The organism is Xenorhabdus vietnamensis, from assembly GCF_002127535.1.
Lineage (GTDB): Bacteria > Pseudomonadota > Gammaproteobacteria > Enterobacterales > Enterobacteriaceae > Xenorhabdus > Xenorhabdus vietnamensis.
This window is the reverse complement of record NZ_MUBJ01000053.1, coordinates 1-4,739: the sequence shown is the minus strand read 5'-3', so window position 1 is coordinate 4,739 and position 4,739 is coordinate 1. Positions and strand designations below refer to the sequence as shown.

General features: G+C 44.7%; 2 protein-coding genes and 3 pseudogenes. All 5 read left to right on the top strand.

The annotated features are described in order from the left end of the window. Window positions 1-275 precede the first annotated feature (275 nt). Window positions 276-782 (top strand): annotated as a pseudogene (locus Xvie_RS19750) (IS6 family transposase); the annotation flags it as partial. A gap of 494 nt (window positions 783-1,276) precedes the next feature. After that, window positions 1,277-2,224, top strand: coding sequence for an aspartate/ornithine carbamoyltransferase family protein (locus tag Xvie_RS19745; RefSeq protein WP_086110815.1), 948 nt, complete (start codon window positions 1,277-1,279; stop codon window positions 2,222-2,224). Between the two features lie 91 nt (window positions 2,225-2,315). Then, window positions 2,316-2,592: pseudogene (locus Xvie_RS19740) on the top strand (IS6 family transposase); the annotation flags it as partial. 611 nt (window positions 2,593-3,203) lie between these two features. Continuing rightward, window positions 3,204-4,538: pseudogene (locus tag Xvie_RS19725) on the top strand (reverse transcriptase domain-containing protein). A 6-nt stretch (window positions 4,539-4,544) separates the two neighbouring features. Then, a partial coding sequence (locus tag Xvie_RS22390) for a hypothetical protein (protein ID WP_208612651.1) occupies window positions 4,545-4,739 on the top strand: 195 nt, incomplete at its 3' end.

Sequence of the window (4,739 nt, the reverse complement as noted above, 5' to 3'; positions counted from 1 at the left end):
GCTGGCGTCATTATTAATAAATTTAAACGTTACCCCACTGGTTTTGCGAAGACTGATAATTGATGACATGAACGGCCTACCGGCCTGATGAGAAACCTAACATAAAAAATGGCTCTTTCAAGCCGACACGGTTTTAAGGTTCATCAGGCGCGGAACTCATCGAGGCGCAGGCTCCTTGCCTACAGTGACGCCGGATAGATTTAAGCAAGCCCAAAATTCATCAAAAATGAGTGTTGCAAAAAGGAGGGGAACCATAGATTTTTATGGTCTCCTAAAAGAGCTATCGGCGGAGCAAGCCTGCTGTTGGGCGTCGGTGGCGAATGGACGAAACCTCTATCAAAATCAAAGGGAAATGGAGTTACCTTTATCGTGCTGTGGATTCAGACGGCGATACGGTTGATTTTTTGTTAACCGCCCATCGAGATAAAGAGGCCGCCTTGCGTTTCTTTAAAAAGGCGATGCGCCAGCGTTGATAACCCGACGTGGTGGCGATTGATAAAAGTGGCGCCAATAAAGCCACAGTGGACGAGTTAAATCAGGGAAAACCGAAGGATAACGACATCATTATCCGGCAGAATAAGTACCTTAATAATCTGATTGAACAGGATCACCGCAACGTCAAACGGCGAACACGTCCTATGCTGGGGTTCAAAAACTTCAGACGAGCCCAGACCATGTTGGCAAGGATTGAATGGGTCTGTATGTTGCGCAAAGGACAATACCGACAAAAAGAAGAGTGTCCGATTTCACCCGCGGCATTTTTCTATCAATTAGCTGAGTAAAAATCAATCACCTTATCTTCACTCGTACTTTCTTTGTTAATGCGACAGAATCGGCGAGAAAGATGCCTACTATAGCAACTGACGGCCCTTCTGAAAAATTGCACTATTAGTCGAATCTGCCCTTTAAATATGTGCATAATTTAATCATTTATAACAAAAAGAGGAATTGATATATCAGAAACAAAAAATTATATTGGCTTGGCGCGAGAGGCATTTAATAAAGTTGCTCCTATTCATTGGGATAATAATGATTGTTTAAAAAAGTTAATTGAGCATAAATATTTTTCTTTTTTTATCTCTTATTCATTCTAAATGAGCTTAAAAGGGTTGGTTTTTTGATAAAATGTAGCTCAATTCAACTGTAATATTAGCAGTAACTTTAACAATAGCATGCTTCTTACAGAAAATGCGGTTGTCGGTCTATTTTGCTTGGTGGTCTTTTCATTATCGTTATTTTTATATCTATCATTAATATGAAAGTCCAGAGGTGAGTGATGATATCAGTGCAGAATTTTTTTCTAAAGGATAACCTTCTCTCTATTAAATCATTAGACTTAGACACTATAATGAATATTATAGATCTGGCTCAGAATTTTAAAGTATCAAAACCTGATAAAAAAATAAAAAAAAGAAATGAAGATATCCTTGTTGCTTCACTTTTTTTTCAGGCCAGTACAAGAACTCGCCTCAGTTTTGAAAGCGCAGCCAACCGCCTTGGTGCAAAAATTATAGGTTTTGCTGATGGTGAGTCAAGCCGTTCTGGTTCAAGCTGGAATGAAAAATTTACGGATACTGCACAAATGATCAATGCGTATGCCGATATTGCCGTTATGCGCCATGCCGAAGTTGAGCCTGTGCATAACTATTGTATAAAAAGCCGCCTTCCAGTTATAAATGCGGGAAATGGTGAAGGATTAAATGCAGAGCATCCAACGCAGGCTTTGCTTGATATTTTTACCATTCATCAATCTTTCCCTCTTCATAAATCATTAACTTTATTATTATGCTGTCACCCCTCCTCCCGCTCAACGCGCTCCCTTCTCTTTTGTATCGCCCTGTTTCACAATATAAAATTATTACTTTGCACTGAAGAAAATTGTAAGCTTTTTCAAGAAGACGAAGCGTACCTTCGTCAAGCTGGTGTCACCTACGAATATCTCCATAACATCAAAGAGGGGTTGTGTAGTGCGGATGTTATTTATATGGCGGGTTATAAAGAAACAGCAGATCATTTACCCAATTCCAATTTTATGCTCACTCCTGATCTACTTTCATACTTACATCCCCGCGCCATAATTATGCATCCTCTTCCGCGAGGTTATGAGCTTCCTTATGAGTTAGATAATTCAGTACATTGTGCTTATTTTTCTCAGGCTGAGAACGGAGTTTTTGTTAGAATGGCAATTCTCCAAGGTTACTTCAACGTTATTGGCGGACGGTAAGGATTTGTGCGTAAACAGGAAGGGGTTTGGTAGTGTTCACAGTGGCGGCGATGGCTCAGGCAGCATTGGTGGTGGCTGCAACAACGCCTCTCTGAGTGACTCCCTGACCCGAAACGCGTTTAAACGCCTGCATTATCCTGTCGATATCATTGCCCAAGGTGTCCGTTGGTATCTCGCTTATGCGCTGAGCTTGCGTAATCTGGAAGAGATGATGGCAGGGCGGGGGATAACCGTCGACCACGCCACATCGCTGGATGTTACGTCTGGTGCCCCTGCTCAGCAAGGCTTTTCGACAACGCAAAAAAACCGTTGGCTCCCGATGGCGGAGGGATGAAACTGATATCAAAGTGAAAGGTCAGTGGAAATACCATTGCATGTTTAAGATGATCATGGCGTCGAAGCCCTTCGGCAATCTCTGGACACTCATGCCCCATCAGAGGTTGTTCTGCAATGGCTAGCAAAATGCTATGCATACTTTCTGTTGTTGTGATGTGATGGACGGTGCGCTGGGCAAAGCTGTACTGATCTTGCGGGTGAAAGTCCCGTCGTAGAAAGGGTTTAGCCAGACCACTACGTAGCGAGTCTTGCGTCTCCGGCGGTAACAAAGGAGATGAAGCGTAGACAGCGAAACACTCGAGCCGAAACCAAAAGGTGAACGCGATAGCGCCGAAATACATTTGATCGTGTGTGCCGATAGTATCGTTCAGCTAGCAGGCAGCAGCGTCTGAATGGTTACACTGGCAACTATCCATTCAGTCGTACACACCGGCGCCGCAGGCGTCGGCGAGTTTGTAGAGAACAGTGCGGAACCCAGGAGATCCTGATATTTCTCAATGGAATGAGTATTTCAGGCACAAGTGCCAAACACAAGGCCTGAGAAATGAATATCAGGAAGTCGGAGTCAGCCATAGTAGCCATGAAGCAAGTAATGACTGTGGAGCGAAGGGCTGGCAGACAGATCGAACGTAAGAGGGCCACAATGACCGTACACAGCAACGACGGGTTATCATGGTTAACAAAACTTGAGCGTATAGGCGAGAAATCAGCAGCTAACAAACAACTGGTGTTCAATAATTTGGGGCACCTGTTGAGCTGTGACATGCTGAAAAGACAGTTCCTGCGGCTTGACGGGAATAAAGCCGTGGGTATCGATCGTATGACAAAAGCCGCTTACGGTGAACATCTTGATGAGAATATCCAAAATCTCATCCTGCGGATACGCAGAGGGATGTACCACCCTAAAGCAGCCCGGATCACTGAAATTCCCAAAGAGGACGGCAGTAAACGGCCTTTAGCTATTTCGTGCATAGAAGATAAACTTATCCAGCTTGTGGTCAGTGATATCCTCAGCCGAATTTATGAACCGCTGTTTATGTCCGGCTCCTACGGTTTTCGTCCGGGATTAAATTGCCATGCGGCATTAAAGGCACTGCAACAGCAAACATTCCATAACTGGAATGGAGCGGTAGTAGAAATTGACATCCGGAAGTATTTCAACATGATACCTCATGACGAGTTAATGAATTTGCTCCGGAAGAAAATATCAGATCGCCGTTTCCTCAGATTGATCGAGGTATTAATCACGGCGCCCGTCATCGTGGGTAAAGAGACGTCCAGCAATGTGCGCGGATGTCCGCAAGGTTCAATTCTGTCGCCGGTATTGGCCAACATCTACCTGCATCATGTAATAGATGAATGGTTTAATGAAATCAGCCGTTCATATATTCACGGGCAGGCAGAGATGGTGAGATATGCCGATGATATGGTATTTACTTTTCAGTACCCCAGCGAAGCCAAACGCTTCTATAGGGTGTTACCCAAAAGGCTGAGCAAATTTGGTCTTGAGCTGCACTGTGACAAATCGCAGTTAATTCCGGCGGGTCACATAGCAGCAATGAGAGCCAGCCAGTCTGGAAAACGCCTGCCGACGTTTCACTTTCTGGGGTTTACCTGTTATTGGGGGAAAACGCGAAAAGGCTTCTGGCGGCTGAAGTTAACCAGCCGAAAAGACCGTTTTGCAGCCAAATTGAAGGGACTCAGGGACTTCCTTTGGAAGAATCTGAATACGCCCGATAAAAGGCTTACCCTGAATACCGTTATCAGAGTGATCAGAGGCTGGATAAATTACCACGGTATCTCTGATAACCAGAGATGAGTCGGGCAGTTTATCTACCAAAGTACGCGAATAATCTACCGATGGTTCAACCGTCAAGGGGGACATCGCCGACTGACGTGGAAGAAACTGAATCTGATCCTGAAAATGCTGGGTTATCCGTCCCGATGGAAAACACATTCAATGTTCAATTCTTGCTGAATATGTGTGGGGACACGGATCTGTCGGGAGCCGGATGCGGTAGTTCCGCACGTCCGGTTCTGCGGAGGGGGTTGTCTGGGTGACCGGACAGCTCTACTCACCCCCCATTTAAGCGGCATCAGTGTGCCAAAATGGCAGTGTATTCAACACAGCCATTTAATAACGGGAGCGTCCACCATGAAGATTACAACAGTTGGTATC